The sequence below is a fragment of the Streptomyces varsoviensis genome (assembly GCF_000718635.1).
In the GTDB taxonomy this organism is placed as follows: domain Bacteria; phylum Actinomycetota; class Actinomycetes; order Streptomycetales; family Streptomycetaceae; genus Streptomyces; species Streptomyces varsoviensis.
In genome coordinates, this window is the sequence record NZ_JOBF01000003.1 from 637,619 (window position 1) to 658,144 (window position 20,526).

Consider the following 20,526-nt stretch of genomic DNA (forward strand, 5'->3'; position numbering starts at 1 on the left):
CCGGGGTGCCCGTACGCGCTCCGGCACCCGTTTCCACGCCCTCTGCGGTTCGCCTGGCGACCACTAGATTGGTGGCATGAGTGTATTCACAGTGCGCATACCGGATGATCTCGACGCCGACGTACGCAAGGCCGCTGCCGACACCGGCCTCTCACTGAACGCGTACATGGTGCGTACGCTGCGTCGGCAAATGGCCAAGGAGGCCGCCGAGGCCCAAGCCGCCCTGGGCGGCGTCCTCCTCGTCGACGATGGCGTCACCGACCCCGCGGGAGACATCCGTTGAAGCGCGGGACCGTGTGGGAGATCCCGCTCGCCAACGCCACTCGCACCGTGCTCGTGCTCTCCATCGACGAGGTCAACAACGGTTACCGGGCAGCCGTGTGCCTGCTCCTCCATCCGTCCGGGGCCTACCCCGACACGCTGCTGTCCGTGCCCATCACCGACCCGGTGCGGGCGGTGGCCGTGCCGGTGAACCTCACTCAGTACGCCGCCCACCGCTTCGAGAACGCGAAGCTGCTGGGCCGGGTCCCCCCGGAAACGATGGAGCGCGTCGAACGCGCGGTCCGTTCGGTGCTGGACCTGTAGGAGCCGCCCGTGACCGCACGGCCTGCACACCCTGATCCAGCGGACGAGCCCCTGTTCCCCATGCCGCCGCTCACCGAAGCGGCGCTGCGGGTGGCCGTCGCCGACGTGGACACCGTCGCGGCCGCCCGCTTCGAGCGGGAATCCCACGCGGCCCGGCGGGAGGCCGTGCAGACCGACAGCACCGTGCCGCTGCACACCTTCCTGTACCGCTGGGGCGTCTTCGTGGCGCTGCGCCGATATCCGTCCCGCGTGGCCAGGCTCGACGAGCTGGAACGGGCGGTCGGCCGGGCGACCGCCCGTGAGGAAGCCCGGGCGAACTCCTCGGCGCTGGCCGCGCTCCTGCACGAGGCCGCGAGCGAGGTCTCCGGGTGACCGACTGGTCAGCCCTCCGCTGCGCCGGCCCGCCGTGATCCACGTCACCTCGGCCCTCCTACCCTCTGCAACAGATTGGACAAAGCAGCCGCACCCCGACGCATGATGGAGCGGCTTGACCAGGTCAGAGTCGGATCGTGCGAAGGAGTCAGCGTGAGGATCGGAATCGTCGGAGCCACCGGCCAGGTCGGCGGCGTGATGCGCAAGGTGCTCGGCGAGCGCGGCTTCCCCGTGGAGGAGCTGCGGCTGTTCGCCTCCGCGCGGTCGGCGGGGCGGATGCTGCCGTGGGGCGGTACGGAGATCGCCGTCGAGGACGCGGCCACCGCGGACTACTCCGGCCTGGACATCGTGCTGTTCTCGGCCGGCGGCACGACGTCCCGGGCGCTCGCGGAGAAGGTCGCGGCGCAGGGACCCGTGGTGATCGACAACTCGTCGGCCTGGCGGCTCGACCCCGAGGTGCCGCTCGTCGTCTCCGAGGTCAACCCGCACGCCGTGGCCGACCGCCCCAAGGGCATCATCGCCAACCCGAACTGCACCACGATGGCCGCCATGCCCGTGCTGCGCCCGCTGCACGCCGAGGCGGGGCTGACCGCGCTGGTCGCCACCACCTACCAGGCCGTGTCCGGGTCCGGGCTCGCCGGGGTCGAGGAGCTGGACGGGCAGGTCCGCAAGGCCGCCGACGGCGCCACCGCGCTGACGCACGACGGCTCGGCCGTCGAGTTCCCCGAGCCGGGCGTCTACAAGCGCACCATCGCCTTCAACGTGCTGCCGCTGGCCGGCGCCATCGTCGACGACGGCAGCTTCGAGACGGACGAGGAGCAGAAGCTCCGCAACGAGTCCCGCAAGATCCTGGAGATCCCCGACCTCAAGGTCTCCGGCACCTGCGTGCGAGTGCCAGTCTTCACCGGCCACTCGATCCAGGTCAACGCCCGCTTCGAGCGCCCGCTCACCGTGGAGCGCGCGTACGAGCTGCTGGGCGGCGCCCCGGGCGTCGAGCTGTCCGAGATCCCCACCCCTCTCCAGGCGGCGGGCCGCGACGCCAGCTATGTGGGCCGTATCCGGGTGGACGAGACCGCCCCGAACAGCCTGGCGCTGTTCCTCTCCAACGACAACCTCCGCAAGGGCGCGGCCCTGAACGCCGTCCAGATCGCGGAACTGGTCTCCGCGGAGCTGCGCGGCTGAGGCCGTGACGAACGGCGGCGGCCCCAGGAGATGTCCGCCGCCGTTCGTATCGCTTCGCCTTTCTCCGCTTTTTCTCCGCCTTTTCTCCGCCCGTGGCAAGATCTTTACGTGACGCAGCTACCCAAGGGCGGCAATCTGCCCGTACCCGCCGAGCCCCTGCACACCGCGGTGACTTGGACGTCCGGCCCCGGCCTGCCCGGCGTGGACGTCTGCGCGCTGCTGCTCGGCCCCGACGGCGCCGTGCGCGGCGACGCGGACCTCGTGTTCGCCGGCCGGCCCGAGCACCCCGGCAGCGCGGTGCGGCACCTGGGGCAGACCCAGGGCGAGAACGGCACACACGCCGACTGGCTGAGGCTCGACCTGACGGCGGTGGAGCCCTCGGTCGACCGCGTCGTCGTCACCGCCTCCGCGGGCGGCGCGGCCTTCGGCCGCGTTCCGGGGCTCGCCGTGCACGTGACCACGGCCGCCGGCGCGCCCGTCGCCTTCTTCCCGGTCGACGACGCGACCTCCGAGACCGTCTTCGTCCTGGGCGAGTTCTACCGGCGTGGCGGCGGCTGGAAGTTCCGCTCGGTCGGGCAGGGCTACGACACGGGCACGGAGGGGCTCGCCGCCGACTACGGCATCAGCACCGCCCCGGCCCTGACGCCCACCGCGCCCCCGATACCGACCCCCGCCCCGATACCCGCGCCCGCACCGTCCCCGGCCCCCGCCCCCTCGTCCGCGCCGGCCCCGGACGCCGTCGCCGCCCTCTTCTTCGAGCCCTTCGTGCACGAGGGCCGGGGTACGAAGACCGTCGTCTGCGACGCGTCGATCCCCGCGGGCTGGGTGCTCGTCGAGGTCGAGGGGCACCGCACGTCGAGCCTGGTCGTCTGGGACTGCGACGAGTACGGCCGCACCAAGGACGACCTGCTGGCGTCCTACGAGTCGGACATCGGTGGCAGGACCGTCGCCACCGCCCCCAAGGACCGCCCCCTGACCTTGAGGGTGGAGGGCGACGACGGGCGGTGGACGCTGCGCGTACTGCCGCTCTCGCACGCCCGCCGGCTCACCGGGACCGTTCAGGGCCACGGCGCCGACCTGCTCGTCTACGACGGCCCCGCCACCATGCTGAACTTCGCCCACTACGGTGAGCACAACGTCACCGTCTGGCACCACCGCGAGACCGACGCCACCTGGGACGAGGACGACATCGACCTGCCGGTCAACGAGATCGGCACGGTGGAGCTGAGCGTCCCGCTGTCCGGCTCCGGCCTGCTGCGCATCGGCGCGGACGGCGACTGGAAGTGCTCCGTACGCGGGTGACGGCACTCGTGGAAGGATGGCCGGAACAGTCGCGACACAAGGAGATGCCCCGGTGCCTGGTACCAACCTGACCCGCGAAGAGGCGCAGCGGCGGGCGCGCCTGCTCACCGTCGACTCGTACGAGATCGACCTCGATCTCTCCGGCGCGCAGGAGGGCGGCACCTACCGGTCGCAGACCGTCGTGCGCTTCGACGCCGCCGAGGCGGGCGCGGAGTCGTTCATCGACCTGGTGGCCCCGTCCGTGCGAGAGGTCGTGCTGAACGGCGCGGCGCTGGACCCCGCCGAGGTCTTCGCGGACTCGCGGATCGCGCTGCCGGGCCTGCTGGCGGGCCGCAACGAGCTGAAGGTCGTCGCGGACTGCGCGTACACGAACACGGGCGAGGGTCTGCACCGGTTCGTGGACCCCGTGGACCAGCAGGCGTACCTCTACACGCAGTTCGAGGTGCCGGACGCGCGCCGGGTGTTCGCCTCGTTCGAGCAGCCCGACCTGAAGGCGACGTTCCAGTTCACCGTGGTGGCCCCCGAGGGCTGGACCGTGATCTCGAACTCCCCCACGCCCGAGCCCGCCGGCAACGTCTGGCGCTTCGAGCCGACGCCGCGCATCTCCTCGTACATCACGGCGCTGATCGCCGGCCCGTACCACTCGGTGCACAGCAGTTGGGAGGGGAACGGCCGCAGCGTGCCGCTGGGCATCTACTGCCGCCCCTCCCTCGCCGAGTACCTCGACGCCGACGCGATCTTCGAGGTCACGCGGCAGGGCTTCGACTGGTTCCAGGAGAAGTTCGACTACGCCTACCCCTTCGCCAAGTACGACCAGCTCTTCGTGCCGGAGTTCAACGCGGGCGCGATGGAGAACGCGGGCGCGGTCACCATCCGCGACCAGTACGTCTTCCGCTCCCGGACCACCGACGCGGCGTACGAGCGGCGCGCCGAGACCATCCTCCACGAGCTGGCCCACATGTGGTTCGGCGACCTGGTGACCATGGAGTGGTGGAACGACCTGTGGCTGAACGAGTCGTTCGCCACCTACACCTCCGTCGCCTGCCAGGCGTACGCGCCGGGCAGCCGCTGGCCGCACTCGTGGACGACGTTCGCCAACTCCGAGAAGACCTGGGCGTACCGGCAGGACCAGCTCCCGTCCACGCACCCGATCATGGCGGAGATCCGCGACCTGGACGACGTCCTGGTCAACTTCGACGGCATCACGTACGCCAAGGGCGCGTCCGTCCTCAAGCAGCTCGTCGCCTACGTCGGCATGGACGAGTTCTTCCGCGGCGTGCAGGCGTACTTCAAGCGCCACGCCTTCGGCAACACCCGCCTCGCCGACCTGCTGGGCGCGCTGGAGGAGACCTCCGGACGCGACCTGAAGACCTGGTCGAAGGCGTGGCTGGAGACCGCCGGCATCAACGTGCTGCGCCCGGTGATCGACGTCGACATCGCCGGCACCATCACCTCCTTCGCCGTCAAGCAGGAGGCCCCGGCGCTGCCGGCCGGCGCCAAGGGCGTCTCGACGCTCCGCCCGCACCGCATCGCCATCGGCTGCTACGACCTCCAGGACGGCAAGCTCGTCCGTACGGACCGGGTCGAGCTGGACGTGGACGGCGAGCTGACCGCCGTGGAAGCCCTGGTCGGCAAGGCGAGGCCCGCCGTCGTGCTGCTCAACGACGACGACCTCTCGTACGCGAAGGTGCGCCTGGACACCGACTCGCTCGCCGCCGTCACCCGGCACCTGGGCGACTTCACCGAGTCCCTGCCGCGCGCCCTGTCCTGGGCCTCGGCCTGGGACATGACGCGCGACGGCGAACTGGCCACCCGCGACTACCTCGACCTGGTGCTGTCCAACATCGCCAAGGAGACGGACATCGGCGTGGTGCAGTCGCTGCACCGCCAGGTGAAGCTGGCGCTCGACCTGTTCGCCGCCCCCGAGTGGCGCGCCGAGGGCCTCGCCAAGTGGACGGACGCCACGCTGGAGCAGTTGCGCGCCGCCGCCCCCGGCAGCGACCACCAGTTGGCGTGGGCGCGGGCGTTCGCCGCGACGGCCCGTACGGACGCGCAGCTCGATCTGCTCGCCGGGGTGCTGGCCGGCACCGAGACCATCGAGGGGCTGACCGTCGACGCGGACCTGCGCTGGGCCCTGCTGGGGCGGCTCGCCGCCACCGGCCGCGCCGACGAGCAGGCCATCGCGGCCGAGCTGGAGCGCGACCGCACCTCGGCGGGCGAACTGCACGCCGCCACGGCGCGCGCCGCCCGGCCCACCGCCGAGGCGAAGGCCGAGGCGTGGGCGTCGGTCGTCGAGTCCGACAAGCTGCCCAACTCGGTGCAGGAGGCCGTCATCGGCGGCTTCCTCCAGGCCGACCAGCGCGAGCTGCTGGCCCCGTACGCCGAGAAGTACTTCGCCGCGGTGAAGGACGCCTGGGACAGCCGCAGCCACGAGATGGCGCAGCAGATCGCGATCGGCCTCTTCCCGGGCTTCCAGGTCTCCCAGGCCACCCTCGACGCCACGGACGCCTGGCTGGCCTCGGCCGAGCCGAGCGCGGCGCTGCGCCGGCTGGTCACGGAGTCCCGCGCGGGCGTCGAGCGCGCGCTGAAGGCGCAGGCGGCGGACGCGGGCCGCTGACGCCTCGCTCCTGCCGTTCGGCCGGAGGGCCCCGCGGCGCGGAAACGCGCGGCGGGGCCCTTCCGCGTGTGTGGCCGGGGAGTCCGTTGCGTACGGCTGCGGCAGCCCGGATCGTTGCTCCAACACCGGGGACGTCCCGCCCCTGAGGCCCTGAGGAGAACCGGATGCCCGCCACCGACCAGCCCGCAGGCACACTGACCGCCGACGCCGCCGTCATGCTGCTCATCGACCACCAGCAGGGGACGATGAGCTGGGTCGGCTCCACCCCGTTCGCCGAGATGAAGCGCAACGCGCTGGCCCTGGCCAGGGCCGCGAAGGCCGTGGACATCCCGCTGCTCCTGACCTCGTCCATGGAGGAGGCGGCGCAGGGCCCGCTGCTGGCGGAGTTCGAGGACATCGCCCCCAAGGAGTTCGCGACCAGGATCAGGCGGCAGGGCGTGGTCAACGCCCTGGACGACGACAACCTCTCCGCCGCCGTCCGGGCCGCCGGCCGGGACCATCTGATCATCGCCGGTGTCACCAACGACGTGTGCACCGTCTTCCCCGCCCTGACCGCCCTTGGGCAGGGCTATCGCGTGCACGTCGTCGCCGACGCCGGCGGCTCCCCCACCCGGCTGGCCGACGACATCTCCCTCCGCCGCATGGAGAGGGCCGGAGCCGTCCTCGCCTCCACCAACCAGCTCCTGGCCGAGCTGGCCGGAGACTGGACCAGCGAACGCGGCGCCAAGCTCACCCCGATCGTGATGAGCCTCGTGCCCGGGCGGTGACCTCGCCCCGTAGAGTCGTACATGTCATGGAAACAACAGACATGGGTGCCGCGGCGCGGGGCGGGCGCGCGGTTCTGGGCGAGGTGGCGTGCCGGTACCGGGCGGACGAGGTCCCTCCGGAAGACCTCCCGATGGTCGCCGCGGAGGCGCTGGCGGCCGGTCTCGACAGCCCGGCGCTGGGCGAACTCGCGGGCTGGTCCCGCAACGCCGACCCCCGCGACATCCGCGACGCCTTCGAGCGAGCGCTCGCCGAGACCGGTATCGCGCTGCCCGAACCGGACGTGGCGCGGCGCCACGCCCTGCGCCGGATGGCAGCGCGGCTCGCCGAGGGCGCCATCACCCCCGCTGATCTGGCGAAGGACGGCTGGTGGGAGACGGAGGCCGAGACCCCGGCGGAACGGGCGTTCGTCTCGCTGCTCCCGCCGTGCGAGTGCTGCGTCGACCGCACGCTGGGCCTCGACCAGGGCACATGGGAGGCCGACCTGAGGTCCGCCGCGCTCGCCCTGGCCGCCTCCCCGCCGCCGGGCCCCGGCTGCTGACCCGGCCGCCGCCCCGGTCCAGTGCGGCGGGGCGGCGGCCGCGCGGGTCCCTCAGCCGCGTTCGGCGCGGGCCTGGCGGCGGGCCAGCAGGGCGGCGCGGCGCTCGTCGAACTTGACCGCCTGGTCGTCGAGGCCGCCCATGAAGAGGCCCAGTTCCTCCTGCGCCCTGAGCCCCTCGGGGCCGAGGCCGCCGATGTCGAGGACCTTGAGGTAGCGCAGGACGGGCTGGAGCACGTCGTCGTGGTGGATGCGGAGGTTGTAGATGCCGCCGATCGCCATCTGGGCGGCGGCCCGCTCGAAGCCGGGGATGCCGTGGCCGGGCATGCGGAAGTCGACGACCACGTCCCGTACGGCGCTCATGGTCTGATCGGGGGCCAGCTCGAACGCCTTTGCGAGCAGGTTGCGGTAGAAGACCATGTGCAGGTTCTCGTCGGTGGCGATACGGGCCAGCATCCGGTCGCACACGGGGTCGCCGGAGTGGTGGCCGGTGTTGCGGTGCGAGATGCGGGTGGCCAGCTCCTGGAAGGCGACGTAGGCGATCGAGTGCAGCATGCTGTGGCGGTTGTCGGACTCGAAGCCCTCGGACATGTGCCGCATGCGGAAGTTCTCCAGCTCGACCGGGTCGACGGCGCGCGAGGCGAGCAGGTAGTCCCGCATGACGATGCCGTGCCGGCCCTCCTCCGCCGTCCAGCGGTGCACCCACGTGCCCCACGCGCCGTCACGGCCGAAGAGGGTGGCGATCTCGTGGTGGTAGCTGGGGAGGTTGTCCTCGGTGAGGAGGTTGACGACCAGGGCGGTACGGCCCACGGCGGTGACCTTCGACTGGTCGGGGGCCCATGCCTCGCCGTCCATGATGCCGTCGAAGTCGCGGGCGTCGCTCCAGGGCACGTACTCGTGCGGCATCCAGTCCTTCGCGACGCCGAGGTGGCGGTTGAGCTCGGCCTCGACGACTTCCTCCAGCGCGTACAGGAGCTGGCTGTCACTCCACGCGGCCTGGCCGTGGAGACGGGAGGGGGCGACGGTCACAGCATGCTCCAGGGGACGACTGGGGACGATCGTATGATCGTTACTTACGGCTCCGTAGGTTACGCCACCGTAGGTTAAGGCGGCCATAAACGACAAGAGCCCCCGCCGCATTAGCGGAAGGGACTGTTCCGGATCGGGGCCCGAGAGAGCGCTCAACTCCGGGCCGGCGCGGGCCCGTTCGGCCGGCGCTCCCGGGACAGAAAACCGGCGCGCTCGGGACAGAAAGGACCGGCGCTCCCGGACAGAAAAACCGCGCATCCCCCAGGGGATGCGCGGCATGCGTAAGGCCACGTCGAAGGCGCGGGGACGGCCGTGCGGCCGTCGGCGTCAGTTCTTGCTGTAGTGCCAGTCCGACTTCTTGGAGCCCACCATGACCAGGCCGGCGATGACCAGGAAGAGGACGATCGGCGCGGCGACATAGAGGCCGAGCGTCTGAATGACGCTGAGGCCCGGACCCGGGTCGTCGCCGTCGTCGCGGGTGAGCGCGAAAGCGGGGGACGACATCAGCAGCACCAGTGTCACGCCGGCGGTGATCGTGCCGGCGCGCAGGGCGTTCTTGTTGACCTTGTTGCTCACGGAGCCAACGTATCCGACGTGCGAACGCCGCGCGCGTCCGGGGTGGCTTATGGATGGCCGAGGTGGCTTATGGACATCTGAGACGGCTTATGGCCGGGAATGGCGGCCGGAGGCTCCCAGCCCTGAGCCCCGCCGTCCGCACCCCGCCGCTGCCCATGGCCCCGGCGCCCCTACCGGCCGCCGCGCCGGGCAGGCCCCCGCACCTCGCTCATCAGCGCGTGCAGGCGCGGGGACGCCGCCAGTTCCTCGAAGGAGACGGGCCGGCCGCGGGCATCCGCGATGGGCAGCCGCCAGTTCGGGTACTGCCGCCATGTGCCCGGCAGGTTCTGCGGGCGCCGGTCGCCCACGGCGTCCGGCAGCCACACCCCCACCAGCCGCGCCGGGGTGCGCAGCAGGAAGCGGTGTACGGCCTTGATCGCGGCCTCCTCGTTCCCCGGGCCCTCCGGCAGCAGCCCCAACTGGCCGAGCAGCGCCATCCACTCCGCAACCTCGATCGCGTCCTGGCCCCGCTCCTGCGCGAGCGGGCGCGTCAACAGTCCGAGCCGGTGCCGGAGTTCGACGTGTTCGCCGGTGAGGCGGGCCGCGGTGCTGGGCAGGTCGTGCGTGGTGGCGGTGGCGAGGCAGCCGGACCGCCACGCCTCGGGGGGCAGCGGCCGGGGCCGGCCGCGAGCGCCGGCCGCACTGGCCGTGTCCGCCGAGCCGGAGTCGACGGCGACCGCTCCCGCCCCCTCGCCGCCGCCCTCGCCGCCGCCTTCGGCACCGCCCCCGCTCCCGGGCGCGGCCCCCTCCTCGGCCTCGGAAACGGCCCCATCCTCGGCCTCGGACGCGTAATCCCGCTCGAACCACAGCACCGACGTGCCCAGCGCGCCCCGCTCCGCCAGCGTCCTGCGCACGCCCGGCTCCACCGTGCCCAGGTCCTCGCCTATGACGACGGCGCCCGCGCGGTGCGCCTCCAGGGCGAGGACGCCGAGCATCGCCTCCGCGTCGTAGCGCACGTACGCGCCCTGGGTGGGGTCGCGGCCCGCGGGGACCCACCACAGCCGGAAGAGGCCCATCACATGGTCGATGCGGAGGGCGCCCGCGTGCCGCAGCATGCCGCGCAGCAGCCCGCGGTACGGGGCGTAGCCGACGGCGTCCAGGGCGTCCGGGCGCCATGGCGGCAGGCCCCAGTCCTGGCCGCGCGCGTTGAAGGCGTCCGGGGGCGCGCCGATCGACATGCCGGAGGCGAAGGCGTCCTGCTGCGCCCAGGCGTCCGCGCCGCCCGGGTGGACGCCGACCGCGAGGTCGTGGACGAGGCCGAGCGGCATGCCGGCGTCGCGCGCGGCGCGCTGGGCGGCGGCGAGCTGCTGGTCGGTGAGCCAGGCGAGCCGGCAGTAGAAGTCGACGCGGTCGAGGAGTTCGCCGCGGGCGCGGGCGGTGCGGGTGGAGCGCGGGTCCCTGAGCCCTTCCGGCCAGGCGTGCCAGTCGGGGCCGTACACCTCGGCGAGCGCGCACCAGGTGGCGTGGTCGTCCAGGGCCCGGCCCTGTTCGGCGAGGAAGTCGCAGTAGGCGGCGCGGCGGCCGGGCGAGAGCGGCACGGCCCGTACGAGCTCCAGGGCTTCTCGCTTGAGGGCCCATACCGCGTCCCGGTCGATCAGCCCGCTGCCGTCGAGTACGGCGGAGCGCAGCACGGTGGCGCGGGCGACCAGCGCCGCGGCGTCCTCGCGGGCCTGCCCGGCGAGGTGGGCGTATTCCGGGACCGCCTCGACGCGCAGGTAGACCGGGTCCGGGAAGCGGCGGGAGGAGGGGCGATACGGCGAGGGGTCGGTGGGCGCGCCGGGCACGGCCGCGTGCAAGGGGTTGACCTGCACGAAGCCGCAGCCGAAGGAGCGGCCGGACCAGGACGCCAGCTCGGCGAGGTCCCCGAGGTCGCCCATGCCCCAGGAGCGCGCGGAGAGGAGGGAGTAGAGCTGCACGAGGAAGCCGTGGCTGCGGCCGGCCGGCTCGGGCATCCGCTCGGGCGTGACGAGGAGGGTGGCGCGGGCGGAGCGGCCGTCGGGGGCGTGGGCCCGCAGCACATGGCTGCCGAGCGGCAGGCCGCCGGCGTCGGCGGTGGTCTCGGCGGCGTCGCTCTCGTGTGCGCCATCGTGTGCGCGATCGCGGGCGCGGCCGTGGAAGAACGCGGCGCCGTCCCAGGGGAGGCGCTCGCCGCTCTCCGTCTCGACGCTGAGCGCGGTGCCCTCGGGCAGGACGGGCAGCGGCGGCGTACGACGGGGGCGGGGGCGGGCGGTGGCCGGGCGCGGCGCGGGGGTGGGGCCCGGCGCGGTGTCGGCGGGGGCGCGCAGCACCACCGTGGCGGGGAGCAGCCGACCGCGCTCCGCCAGCGCGTGGTCGTCCAGGGCGGCCCGTACGGACCGGGGCGTGGAGGCGTCGACTCCGAGCGCGGCGAGCACCTCGACGATGGTGTCCTCGGACACCCGGACGCGGCGGCCCGGTGAGGGTTCGTAGGACGTGGCGACGCCGTGCAGCTCGGCGAGCCGCGCTCTGGCCACTCAGACCTCCACGTACTCCGCGCCGAGTCCGGCGGTGGTGGGCTCGCTGGTGAGCGGTGGTTCGGCGGTGTTCGGGGACTCGCTGGTGAGCGGGGTGGCGTCGGCGAGCGGCGGTTCGCTGGTCAGCGGCGGTTCGACGAACGCGCCGGAGCCGTCGAGCCCGGAATCGGGGCCCGAGACGCCGTCGAACAGGTCGGGTTCCCGCGGGGGCAGGTCGGGTTTGGAGAGCCCCGGAACGCCGGAGGTGCTGGAGATCGCGGAGAGCAGGAGCTGGGCGGACGCGGCCACACGGGCCTCCTGGAGGTGATGGCAGTGGGACACATTTGCCCTACCCACTCGCGGCGAGGGCAGACGTCCCGATTCGGGGAACGTGCTCCAGGTCACATTACGTTCCCGGCAGGCGATTTCACGGCCGCGTGCGGCACCGAAAGAAGAGAATGCGGACCAAGTGGACATCTCGGCGGCTTTTTTGCGGCGTGTGACGGGGTGCGTGACGGTGGGCCGGGGCCGGTTCCGCTGCCTCCGGGAGCGGCCCGCGGGGACGCGGCGGGCACCCGATCCATCCGCGCCCGGGGCGGGCGGCACCATACGGGGGACCGGTCCGTACGGCCGTACGGGCACCCGTACGGCCGTATCCCCACATCCCCGCCGTACTTCTCGCGGTACGACGAAGGCCCGGTCTCAGGCGGAAATGCCGTCGATCCGGGCCATGGCGTCCTCCGCGCCGTATGCCTGGAGGTAAGGCAGCCAGCGCGGGTCCCTATGCCCGGTCCCGATGATGCGCCAGGCCAGCCCGGATGGCGGGGCGGGCTGGTGGCGCAGCCGCCAGCCGAGCTCGGCGACGTGCCGGTCGGCCTTGACGTGGTTGCAGCGGCGGCAGGCGGCGACCACGTTCTCCCAGGCGTGGGGTCCGCCGCGGCTGCGCGGGATGACGTGGTCGACGCTGGTTGCGACGCCACCGCAGTAGGCACATCTGCCGCCATCGCGGGCGAACAGGGCGCGGCGGGTGAGCGGGACGGGGCCGCGAAAGGGCACCCGCACGAAGCGCTTCAGCCGCACCACGCTCGGGGCGGGTATGACGTGGGTCGCACTGTGCATGAAGGCGCCGGAGTCCTCAAGGCAGATGGCCTTCTCATTGAGGACGAGGACGAGCGCGCGGCGGAGCGGTACGACGCCGAGCGGCTCGTACGACGCGTTGAGGACCAGGACATGCGGCACGGGTGCCTCCTTGTACGCCGGCGGCGCGTGGCTCGCGCCGGGACGATCTCCACCAAGTGTCCCCCGCTCCCTGGTCGGAGCGCCACCATCACCAGGTAACGGGCCACAGGTGTTTTGCAGCACACCTCTTTCATCCCCCGCTCACGCCCCGGCCAAGACCCGTGATCAATCGAACACAGCAACGGGACACCGTTGCCCTCCCGTTACTCTGGTTGGCTGTCCGCGCCGTGCTCCCGGCGGGCATGTCCGACACGAAGGGTCCCTGCTGTGTCCTGGTCCGCTGCTCTGGCCGCCGACACCACCCCGCACCGCGTCACCTCCCTCGACGAGGCGACGCAGACGGCGAACAACGCCGCCGGCTGGGTGGAGGAGAACTGGTCCACCTGGCTCGGCAACGGCCTGCGCATCATCCTGATCATCGTGATCGCGGTGGTGCTGCGGTCGCTGATCCGGCGCGGCATCACCAAGCTGATAGCGCGCATGAACCGCACGGCCCAGGCCGTGGACGGCACGGCGCTCGGCGGCCTGCTGGTCAACGCCGAGCGGCGGCGGCAGCGCTCCGAGGCCATAGGTTCGGTGCTGCGCAGCGTCGCCTCCTTCGTGATCATGGGAACGGCGGCGCTGACGGTGCTGTCCGTGCTCCAGATCAATCTGGCTCCGCTGCTGGCCAGCGCGGGTGTGGCGGGCGTGGCCATCGGCTTCGGCGCCCGCAACCTGGTCACGGACTTCCTCTCCGGCGTGTTCATGATCCTTGAGGACCAGTACGGCGTCGGCGACGAGATCGACGCGGGCGTCGCGACCGGCACGGTCATCGAGGTCGGGCTGCGCGTCACCAAGCTGCGCGGCCCGAACGGCGCCATCTGGTACGTGCGCAACGGCGAGGTCAAGCGGATCGGCAACCTCAGCCAGGGCTGGTCCACCGCGGAGGTCGATGTCACCCTCCGCTACGACGAGGACCTCGACCGGGCCCGTACGGTCATCGCCGCGGCGGGCGAGGACATGGCGAAGGACGCGCCGTGGGACGAGTCGCTGTGGGAGCCGGTCGAGGTGATGGGCCTGGACTCGGTCACCCTCGACTCGGTCGTCGTCCGCGTCCAGGCCAAGACGATGCCCGGCAAGGCCCCGGCCGTCGAGCGCGAGCTGCGCTGGCGCATCAAGCAGGCCCTGGACGCCGAGGGCATCCGCCTCGGCGACCCCGCGGCCCCCGCCGACGAGGAACCCGCCCCCGACCCCTCCGCCACCGTCGCCGCCCCCTCCGCCCTCGCCAACCCCACCTCCCCCCAGTCCCTGGCCACCACCCCCATCCCCCAACAGCCCCCGGCACCACCGACACTGGGCAAGTGAGGGCGGGCCCCGGGGGGCCGCAGAAGGGCGCGCCGGCCTACGACAACTTCCTGCGCGGCGTCCGAGCCACCCATGAGGGCGGCGCCCCGCATGTCACCGCTGTCGGCCACTCATACGGGTCGCTGACCGTCGGGCAGGCGAGCCAGCAGCCCGGCGGGATACCGGCCGACGATGTGGTCCTGGTCGGCAGCCCCGGCACCGGCGTGGACAAGGCGAAGGACTTCGGCGCCGGCGCGGAACACCGACCCCGCGAGCCGGGATTTCGGAGGGCACCACTTCGCGGTGGCACCCGGCGAGGACACCGGGTTCATGGGTCTCCTGTCAGGAGATCTGCCCGCGCATTCCCTCTACTTCGATCCAGACAAAGGCGGCGACTCATTGCAGAACATCGCGAAGGTCGTCACCGGCCACGGCGACAAGATCGAGCAGGCGAAGCCACGATGACGCGGACCAGCACCGGGATCAGGGCAGTCGGCATGCTGACGGCGGCCGGACTGCTCCTCGTCGGCTGCGGAGCGGGCGGAAAGTCCACGCCGGAGCGACCGAAGAAGGAGCAACCCACGATGGACATGCAGGAAGCCGGCGAGCGGGCGGAAGTGATCCTGGACGACACCTTCCAGGGCATCAAACCCCCGGTGAAGTGGGTCTACTTCACGCCGAACGAGATCGCCTGCAGCGACTCGCTGAATCTGCCGACGGGCACCACGACGGTGAAACGCAGCCGCGGCGTCACCACCAAGATCTCTGCTGAGCGGCGCGGCAGCTTCCTCGGTGTGGTGCAGCGCCACTGGGAACAGCAGGGGTACCGGATCGTCCAGGTCGATACCAACAAGGACATGCCGGGCATCGAGGCCAGGACCAAGGACGGCTTCACCGTCTCGCTCGGAGTGGGGGACATCGGCAACGTCTATTTCAACGTCGCCTCGCCTTGCGCCAAGGACTCCGACCTGACCTTCCCCAAGGGCACCCCGGGCAAGCCCGGCGGTCCGACGGGGAAGGTCGATCTCAACCCGCGCGACGAGTCCGACTTCTGGTCGTCCAAGGCTCCCCTCAAGTCTTCCTGAGTCCTCCGCGAGACTGTTGCATCGCCGCACGGCCGTGCCAAGGTGGCGCGCATGAGTGCTTTGGGGAGTGAACGGTCCATACCGCCGCCGCATGCCGGGGAAAAGGCCATGCTGGAGAGCTGGCTGGAGTTCCAGCGGGAGACGCTGGCGGTGAAGTGCGCCGGGCTGGACGACCGGCAGGTGCGGCTGGCGGCGGTGGAGCCGTCGGCGATGACGCTGCTCGGGCTGGTGCAGCACATGACCGTGGTCGAGCGGAAGTGGTTCCAGGAGGTGCTGGCCGGGCGGGAGGTGTCGTACGACGAGGCGATCGGTGACGGGTTCACGCTGGTCGCGGAGCGCGGCATCGAGGCGGCGCTGGCCGACTGGCGGGCGGAGGTCCAGCGGTCGCGCGAGGCGGCCGCCGAGGGCTCGTTGGACGACTCCGGGGCGCTCAACGAGCAGTTCGCCAAGATCATCGGAGAGTCGTCGGTCTCGCTGCGGTGGATTCTGGTGCACATGATCGAGGAGTACGCGCGCCACAACGGCCACGCGGACCTGATCCGGGAGCGCATCGACGGGGTCACGGGCGTGTAGGCGCGTAGGCGCGTACGGCATCCGATGCCGGCCCCCGGGGGAATTCCGCCCGGGGGCCGGTTCTGCGTTCATAACACTTTGACAAGCGGTGCGTTCGGACCATTGACGCCCCACTGACGTCGGCTTTAACGTCCTGTTCACCGATAGGAAAGTTTCCTAACAGACAGCTTCCTACAGACACTCGAAGGCGATGTCGAAGGGCGGGTGCACCACCATGGCCGGGACCCCCGGGACCCCGCGCGTACTGCGCGCCATGAATGACCGCGCCGCGCTCGATCTGCTCATCGCCCACGGCCCGTTGACCCGCACCCGGCTCGGCGAGCTGACCGGGCTGTCCAAGCCCACGGCGTCGCAGCTCCTCAGCCGGCTCGAAGCGGCCCAGCTCGTGCGGACCACCGGGAATGTCACCGGCCGCCCCGGGCCGAACGCCCAGCTCTACGAGGTCAACCCGAGCGCCGCGTACGTCGCGGCGCTCGCCGTCGACCCCGAGGGGATCACGGCCGTCGTCGCCGACATCACCGGACATGTCGTCGGCGAGCACCGTGCCGAGGCGCGGGACGCCCCGGACACCGGGCGGGGGCGGACCGCCGAGCTGGTGGCCGAGGTGGTGGGGCACGCGCTGGCCGAGGCCGGGCTCGGGCTCGACGCGCTGCACCGGACCGTCATCGGGACGCCCGGCGCGCTCGACCCGCAGACCGGCACCCTGCGGTACGCGCCGCACCTGCCGGGCTGGCACTCGCGGACCCTCCGCGACGAGCTGGCCAAGGTGATCGGCACCCCCATCGTCATCGAGAACGACGTGAACCTCGCGGCCATCGCCGAGCAGCACGACGGCGCGGCCCAGGACTTCGACGACTACGTGCTCATCTGGGCCGACGAGGGCGTCGGCGCCGCCATCGTGCTCGGCGGCACCCTGCTGCGCGGGGCGACCGGCGGGGCCGGCGAGATCGGCTATATGCCGCTGCCGGGCGCGCCGTTGGCGCGCGGCGGGCCCGTCACGGCCGCGCGGCCGGACGCCGGCGGCGGGTTCCAGAGCCTCGTCGGCTCGCCCGCCGTGCTCGCCCTCGCCCGGGAGCACGGCATCGAGGCCGACACCGCCGCCGACGCCCTTCAGGCCGCGCTCACCACGCCCGGCGCGGGCGACGCGGTCCTCGCCGAGCTGGCCCGGCGCATCGCCGTCGGCATCGCCGCCGTGGTGGCCGTCGTCGACCCGGAGCTGGTGGTGCTGGCCGGGGCGCTGCCGCAGACCTGCGGCGAGCGGCTGCGCGAGCTGGTGGCGTCCGAGCTGACCGGAATCGCCCTGCCCGAACCGCAGTTGCGGATGAGCGCCGTGGACGGCTCCCCCATTCTCATCGGCGCGCTCCAGACCGCGCTCGCCGAGGCGCGCAACACGGTTTTCGACACGGCCTGACCCCCACCGGGCCCCCGTGGCGGGCCGCGACGGCATGCCGCCGCGTGAGCGCCACACCGCATCCCCTCTCCGCATCCGCAGCCGCATCCGCATCCGCAGAAGTCTCCGCCACCAGCCCCCGCCACAAAGGAAGTTCCGCCATGCCGCGTACGCGAAGTCGCCGCGCGCCGGCCGTCCTCGGCTCGGTACTCGCCACCGCCGGCCTGCTCCTCGCGGGCTGCGCCAATCCGAGTACCGGAAGTGACACGGACGACCCGACCAAGCCCGTCACGCTGAGGTTCTGGCACGGCTGGTCGGAGAAGAACGAGGTCGCCGCGATCAACGCGTCGATCAAGCGGTTCGAGAAACTGCACCCCAATATCACGGTGAAATCGACGGGGAACGTCACCGACGAGTCCATCAACCAGGCGCTGCGGGCGGGGGGCGATGACGCCCCGGACGTGGTGTCGTCGTTCACCACCAACAATGTGGGGCAGTACTGCTCGTCGGGGATGTGGGTGGATCTGGACCCGTTCCTGAAGAAGTCCGGCATGGAGAAGAAGAAGATCTTCCCCGCCACCCTGCTGGACTACACGCAGTACGAGGGCAAGCAGTGCGCGCTGCCGCTGCTCGCGGATTCCTTCGGGCTCTATTACAACAAGGACGCCTTCGAGAAGGCCGGCATCACCCGGCCGCCGCGCACCATGTCCGAGTTCAAGGAAGACGCGGTGAAGCTGACGGAGCGGACCAAGGGCGGCTCGTACAAGCAGCTCGGCTACATGCCCGACTTCCGGCTCTACCAGAACAGCCCGGACCGGCCGTTCGCCCAGTGGGCCCCCACCTATTTCGACAAGAACGGCAAGGCCGCCCTGTCGAAGGACCCCGTCTCGAAGCAGTTCTTCACCACCCAGCTCGACATGATCAAAGCGCTCGGCGGATACGGCGCGCTGGAGAAGTACCGGACCACCTTCGGTGACGAGATGTCCTCCCAGAACGCCTTCGTGACCGGCAAATTGGCCATGATCATGGACGGCGAGTGGCGCGGGCTGAAGCTCAAGGAGGACAAGGCCGAGTTCGGCTGGGGCACCGCGCCCATGCCCGTACCCGACGATCAGGCGGACAAGTACGGGCGCGGATATCTGACCGGCACCGTGGCGGGCATCTCGCACAGCAGCAAGCACCAGAACGCGGCATGGGAACTGGTGAAGTTCCTGACGGCCGACACCGATCAGGTCGTCGCCTTCGCGAACGACATTCACAATGTGCCGTCCACGTTCGCGGCGCTCAAGTCGCCGAAACTGGACGCGGACCCGTCCTTCCGCACGTTCCTGGACATCGCGCAGAACCCGCACAGCCAGACCGTGCCGCCCTCCAACAACGGCGGACAGTACGTCACCACGCTCCAGGACTTCTCCTACAACGTGGAGGCCGGAAAGGTCCCGGACCTGGACAAGGGGCTGCGCGACCTCGACAAGCAGATCGACGCCGACAACGTCCAGTCGCAGAACTGACGGAGTACCGCCATGGCCATATCCCCAGCAGTCACCGAGCCGCCCGCGCTGGACCAGCGGGCCCGGCCGCACATAGCGCCCGAGCTGCGCCGCAAGCACACCCGTGAGCGGCTGCGCACCCTCGGATTCCTCTCCCCCTGGCTGGTCGGCTTCACCGTCTTCTTCGGCTATCCGCTCCTCGCCACCGTCTATTTCTCGTTCATGCACTACAACCAGATCAAGGCCCCGGACTTCGTGGGCCTGCGCAACTGGAAGTACGTGCTGACCCAGATGCCGCTGTTCGGCCCGGCGCTGTGGAACACGCTGTGGCTGGTCGTCGTGATGGTCGCGCTGCGCGTCGTCTTCGGCCTCGGCATCGGACTGCTCATCACGAAGATCAAGTCCGGTGTCGGATTCTTCCGGACCGCGTTCTACATTCCCTATCTCGCGCCGCCGGTCGCCGCGACCGTCGCCTTCGTCTTCCTGCTGAACCCCGGTACGGGCCCGGTCAACGAGGCCCTTTCGGCGATCGGCATCGACGCCCCGAACTGGTTCAACGACGCGGCCTGGGCCAAGCCCTCGCTGGTGATGCTCTCGCTGTGGGGCATCGGCGACCTCATGGTCATCTTCATGGCCGCGCTGCTCGACGTGCCCAAGGAGCAGTACGAGGCCGCGGAGCTGGACGGCGCGGGCGCGTTCGCCAAATTCCGCTATGTGACCTGGCCGTCGATCACCCCGATCGTGATGTTCGCGGTGGTCACGGGCGTCGTGCAGACCATGCAGTACTACACGCAGGCACTGGTCGCCGGGAAGCTCGCCTCCGGCGTCACCATCGGCCCCGGCACCGTCATCCAGCCCGGCTACCCCGACCACTCGACGCTGACCGTGCCGCAACTCGTCTACCAGCTCGGTTTCCAGAACTTCAACACCGGCGCGGCGTGCGTGCTCTCGCTCGTACTCTTCGTCATCGCCATGGCCGTGACCTCGCTGCTGATGCGCAAGCGCGCCGGCCTGCTGACGGCGGAGGACTGATCCCATGACCACGACCACCCTGACCGCCCCGCAGCCGGCGCCGGCCCCCTCGCGCCAGGCCCCGGCCCGGCAGCCGGCCGCGATCCGCCGCAAGCGGGCCCTGCACTGGATCGCGGTGCACGCCGTCGCCATCGCCGCCGCGCTCTTCTTCGTCCTGCCGTTCGTCTTCGTCTTCCTCACCTCTGTGATGAGCGACAGCCAGGCCATGAGCGGCGACCTGTGGCCGCACGAATGGAACTGGTCCAACTACACCGAGGTCATCAACACCCCCGGTTTTCTGGACTGGTGGAAGAATTCGCTGATGTACGCGGGGCTGGGCACCCTCTTCACCGTGTGCTCGTCGATACCCGTGGCGTACGCGCTCGCCAAGTTCCGTTTCCGGGGCCGCCGGACCGCGATGCTGCTGGTGATCTCCACGATGATGCTGCCGCCGCAGGTCATCGTGATCCCGATGTACCTGGTGTGGGCCCAGCAACTGCACCTGTCCGGCTCGCTGTGGCCGCTCATCATCCCGATGGCGTTCGGCGACGCGTACTCCATCTTCCTGCTGCGCCAGTTCCTGCTGACGATCCCCAAGGAATACATCGAGTCGGCGAAGGTCGACGGCTGCGGCGAGATGCGCACCCTGCTGCGGATCGTGGTCCCGATGGCCAAGCCCGGCATCGCGGCCGTGGCGCTCTTCCAGTTCTTCTACTGCTGGAACGACTACTTCGGCCCGCAGATCTACGCGGCGCAGAACCCGGGGGCGTGGACGCTGAGTTACGGACTCGAATCGTTCAAGAGCGCGCACAGCGTCAACTGGAACATGACCATGGCCGCGACCATCCTCGTCATGGCCCCTGTCATCATTGTTTTCTTCTTCGCACAAAAGGCCTTCGTCGAAGGCGTCACTCTCACCGGAGTAAAGGGCTGATTTCT

21 protein-coding genes and 1 pseudogene are annotated in these 20,526 nt (G+C 71.2%); 17 read left to right on the top strand and 5 right to left on the bottom strand.

All coding sequences use genetic code 11. The features are described 5' to 3' along the window. Window positions 1–76 precede the first annotated feature (76 nt). The 8 genes from IF55_RS07255 (at window position 77) to IF55_RS39965 (ending at window position 7,364) form a co-directional block, all read left to right on the top strand. The gene (locus IF55_RS07255) at window positions 77–283 is read left to right on the top strand and encodes a toxin-antitoxin system HicB family antitoxin (RefSeq protein ID WP_078643780.1); all 207 of its coding nucleotides are present in this window, start codon (window positions 77–79) and stop codon (window positions 281–283) included. Continuing rightward, a complete protein-coding gene (locus IF55_RS07260; protein WP_030889972.1) occupies window positions 280–585 on the top strand; it encodes a type II toxin-antitoxin system PemK/MazF family toxin in 306 nt (101 codons plus the stop codon). Before IF55_RS07255 ends, IF55_RS07260 begins: the two co-directional genes overlap by 4 nt. 9 nt (window positions 586–594) lie before the next feature. After that, window positions 595–957 carry a hypothetical protein gene (locus IF55_RS07265; RefSeq protein WP_030889970.1) on the top strand — a complete coding sequence of 121 codons (363 nt, stop codon included), beginning with the start codon at window positions 595–597 and terminating at the stop codon, window positions 955–957. 153 nt (window positions 958–1,110) lie between these two features. Then, complete coding sequence (locus IF55_RS07270; protein WP_030889967.1) at window positions 1,111–2,139, top strand: aspartate-semialdehyde dehydrogenase; 1,029 nt, start codon at window positions 1,111–1,113, stop codon at window positions 2,137–2,139. Between the two features lie 108 nt (window positions 2,140–2,247). Continuing rightward, window positions 2,248–3,441: a TerD family protein gene (locus IF55_RS07275; protein ID WP_030889965.1), complete on the top strand. Its 1,194-nt coding sequence runs from the start codon at window positions 2,248–2,250 to the stop codon at window positions 3,439–3,441. Window positions 3,442–3,493: 52 nt separating this feature from the next. After that, entirely contained in the window at window positions 3,494–6,058 is a 2,565-nt protein-coding gene (pepN, locus tag IF55_RS07280) for an aminopeptidase N (RefSeq protein ID WP_030889962.1), read from the top strand. Window positions 6,059–6,222: 164 nt separating this feature from the next. Then, window positions 6,223–6,825, top strand: coding sequence for an isochorismatase family protein (locus IF55_RS07285; RefSeq protein ID WP_030889959.1), 603 nt, complete (start codon window positions 6,223–6,225; stop codon window positions 6,823–6,825). A 26-nt stretch (window positions 6,826–6,851) separates the two neighbouring features. Next, window positions 6,852–7,364, top strand: coding sequence for a hypothetical protein (locus IF55_RS39965; RefSeq protein WP_211269951.1), 513 nt, complete (start codon window positions 6,852–6,854; stop codon window positions 7,362–7,364). A 51-nt stretch (window positions 7,365–7,415) separates the two neighbouring features. Here the strand turns inward: IF55_RS39965 and IF55_RS07295 are convergent, their stop codons facing one another. From IF55_RS07295 to IF55_RS07315, 5 genes are all read right to left on the bottom strand, one after another. Next, window positions 7,416–8,390 carry an acyl-ACP desaturase gene (locus IF55_RS07295; RefSeq protein ID WP_030889951.1) on the bottom strand — a complete coding sequence of 325 codons (975 nt, stop codon included), beginning with the start codon at window positions 8,388–8,390 and terminating at the stop codon, window positions 7,416–7,418. Window positions 8,391–8,717: 327 nt separating this feature from the next. Further along, entirely contained in the window at window positions 8,718–8,966 is a 249-nt protein-coding gene (locus tag IF55_RS07300) for a hypothetical protein (protein ID WP_030889948.1), read from the bottom strand. Window positions 8,967–9,136: 170 nt separating this feature from the next. Then, on the bottom strand, window positions 9,137–11,497 hold the full coding sequence (gene malQ, locus IF55_RS07305; protein ID WP_030889945.1) for a 4-alpha-glucanotransferase: 2,361 nt from the start codon (window positions 11,495–11,497) through the stop codon (window positions 9,137–9,139). After that, a complete protein-coding gene (locus IF55_RS07310; RefSeq protein ID WP_030889942.1) occupies window positions 11,498–11,785 on the bottom strand; it encodes a hypothetical protein in 288 nt (95 codons plus the stop codon). It lies immediately after the preceding gene. Window positions 11,786–12,178: 393 nt separating this feature from the next. After that, window positions 12,179–12,715: an HNH endonuclease gene (locus IF55_RS07315; protein WP_030889939.1), complete on the bottom strand. Its 537-nt coding sequence runs from the start codon at window positions 12,713–12,715 to the stop codon at window positions 12,179–12,181. A gap of 267 nt (window positions 12,716–12,982) precedes the next feature. On the opposite strand from IF55_RS07315, the gene IF55_RS39970 reads away from it, so the two are divergent. The 9 genes and pseudogenes from IF55_RS39970 to IF55_RS07350 all read left to right on the top strand — a co-directional run bounded on the left by IF55_RS39970 (window position 12,983) and on the right by IF55_RS07350 (window position 20,521). After that, a complete protein-coding gene (locus tag IF55_RS39970; protein WP_048831628.1) occupies window positions 12,983–14,059 on the top strand; it encodes a mechanosensitive ion channel family protein in 1,077 nt (358 codons plus the stop codon). Then, a pseudogene (locus IF55_RS40415) lies at window positions 14,056–14,229 on the top strand (alpha/beta hydrolase); the annotation flags it as partial. The gene IF55_RS39970 and the pseudogene IF55_RS40415, both read left to right, overlap by 4 nt. 112 nt (window positions 14,230–14,341) lie before the next feature. Beyond that, window positions 14,342–14,503 carry a hypothetical protein gene (locus tag IF55_RS40420; RefSeq protein ID WP_245661117.1) on the top strand — a complete coding sequence of 54 codons (162 nt, stop codon included), beginning with the start codon at window positions 14,342–14,344 and terminating at the stop codon, window positions 14,501–14,503. After that, a complete protein-coding gene (locus tag IF55_RS07325; RefSeq protein WP_048831630.1) occupies window positions 14,500–15,123 on the top strand; it encodes a hypothetical protein in 624 nt (207 codons plus the stop codon). The genes IF55_RS40420 and IF55_RS07325 overlap by 4 nt, the downstream gene beginning before the upstream one ends. 51 nt (window positions 15,124–15,174) lie before the next feature. Next, window positions 15,175–15,696, top strand: coding sequence for a DinB family protein (locus tag IF55_RS07330; RefSeq protein WP_030875721.1), 522 nt, complete (start codon window positions 15,175–15,177; stop codon window positions 15,694–15,696). A 253-nt stretch (window positions 15,697–15,949) separates the two neighbouring features. After that, on the top strand, window positions 15,950–17,107 hold the full coding sequence (locus IF55_RS07335) for an ROK family transcriptional regulator (RefSeq protein WP_030875719.1): 1,158 nt from the start codon (window positions 15,950–15,952) through the stop codon (window positions 17,105–17,107). 140 nt (window positions 17,108–17,247) lie between these two features. Then, entirely contained in the window at window positions 17,248–18,597 is a 1,350-nt protein-coding gene (locus IF55_RS07340; protein WP_030875715.1) for an ABC transporter substrate-binding protein, read from the top strand. A gap of 12 nt (window positions 18,598–18,609) precedes the next feature. Beyond that, on the top strand, window positions 18,610–19,608 hold the full coding sequence (locus tag IF55_RS07345) for a carbohydrate ABC transporter permease (protein ID WP_030875712.1): 999 nt from the start codon (window positions 18,610–18,612) through the stop codon (window positions 19,606–19,608). Window positions 19,609–19,612: 4 nt separating this feature from the next. Beyond that, window positions 19,613–20,521: a carbohydrate ABC transporter permease gene (locus IF55_RS07350; protein ID WP_030875710.1), complete on the top strand. Its 909-nt coding sequence runs from the start codon at window positions 19,613–19,615 to the stop codon at window positions 20,519–20,521. Window positions 20,522–20,526 lie beyond the last annotated feature (5 nt).

Bases quoted from the DNA above. Each gene is read 5' to 3' on its own strand.
- IF55_RS07255 (WP_078643780.1), top strand. From the start codon at position 77: ATGAGTGTATTCACAGTGCGCATACCGGATGATCTCGACGCCGACGTA.
- IF55_RS07285 (WP_030889959.1), top strand. From the start codon at position 6,223: ATGCCCGCCACCGACCAGCCCGCAGGCACACTGACCGCCGACGCCGCC.
- IF55_RS39965 (WP_211269951.1), top strand. From the start codon at position 6,852: ATGGAAACAACAGACATGGGTGCCGCGGCGCGGGGCGGGCGCGCGGTT.
- IF55_RS07325 (WP_048831630.1), top strand. From the start codon at position 14,500: ATGACGCGGACCAGCACCGGGATCAGGGCAGTCGGCATGCTGACGGCG.
- IF55_RS07330 (WP_030875721.1), top strand. From the start codon at position 15,175: ATGAGTGCTTTGGGGAGTGAACGGTCCATACCGCCGCCGCATGCCGGG.
- IF55_RS07335 (WP_030875719.1), top strand. From the start codon at position 15,950: ATGAATGACCGCGCCGCGCTCGATCTGCTCATCGCCCACGGCCCGTTG.
- IF55_RS07340 (WP_030875715.1), top strand. From the start codon at position 17,248: ATGCCGCGTACGCGAAGTCGCCGCGCGCCGGCCGTCCTCGGCTCGGTA.
- IF55_RS07345 (WP_030875712.1), top strand. From the start codon at position 18,610: ATGGCCATATCCCCAGCAGTCACCGAGCCGCCCGCGCTGGACCAGCGG.
- IF55_RS07350 (WP_030875710.1), top strand. From the start codon at position 19,613: ATGACCACGACCACCCTGACCGCCCCGCAGCCGGCGCCGGCCCCCTCG.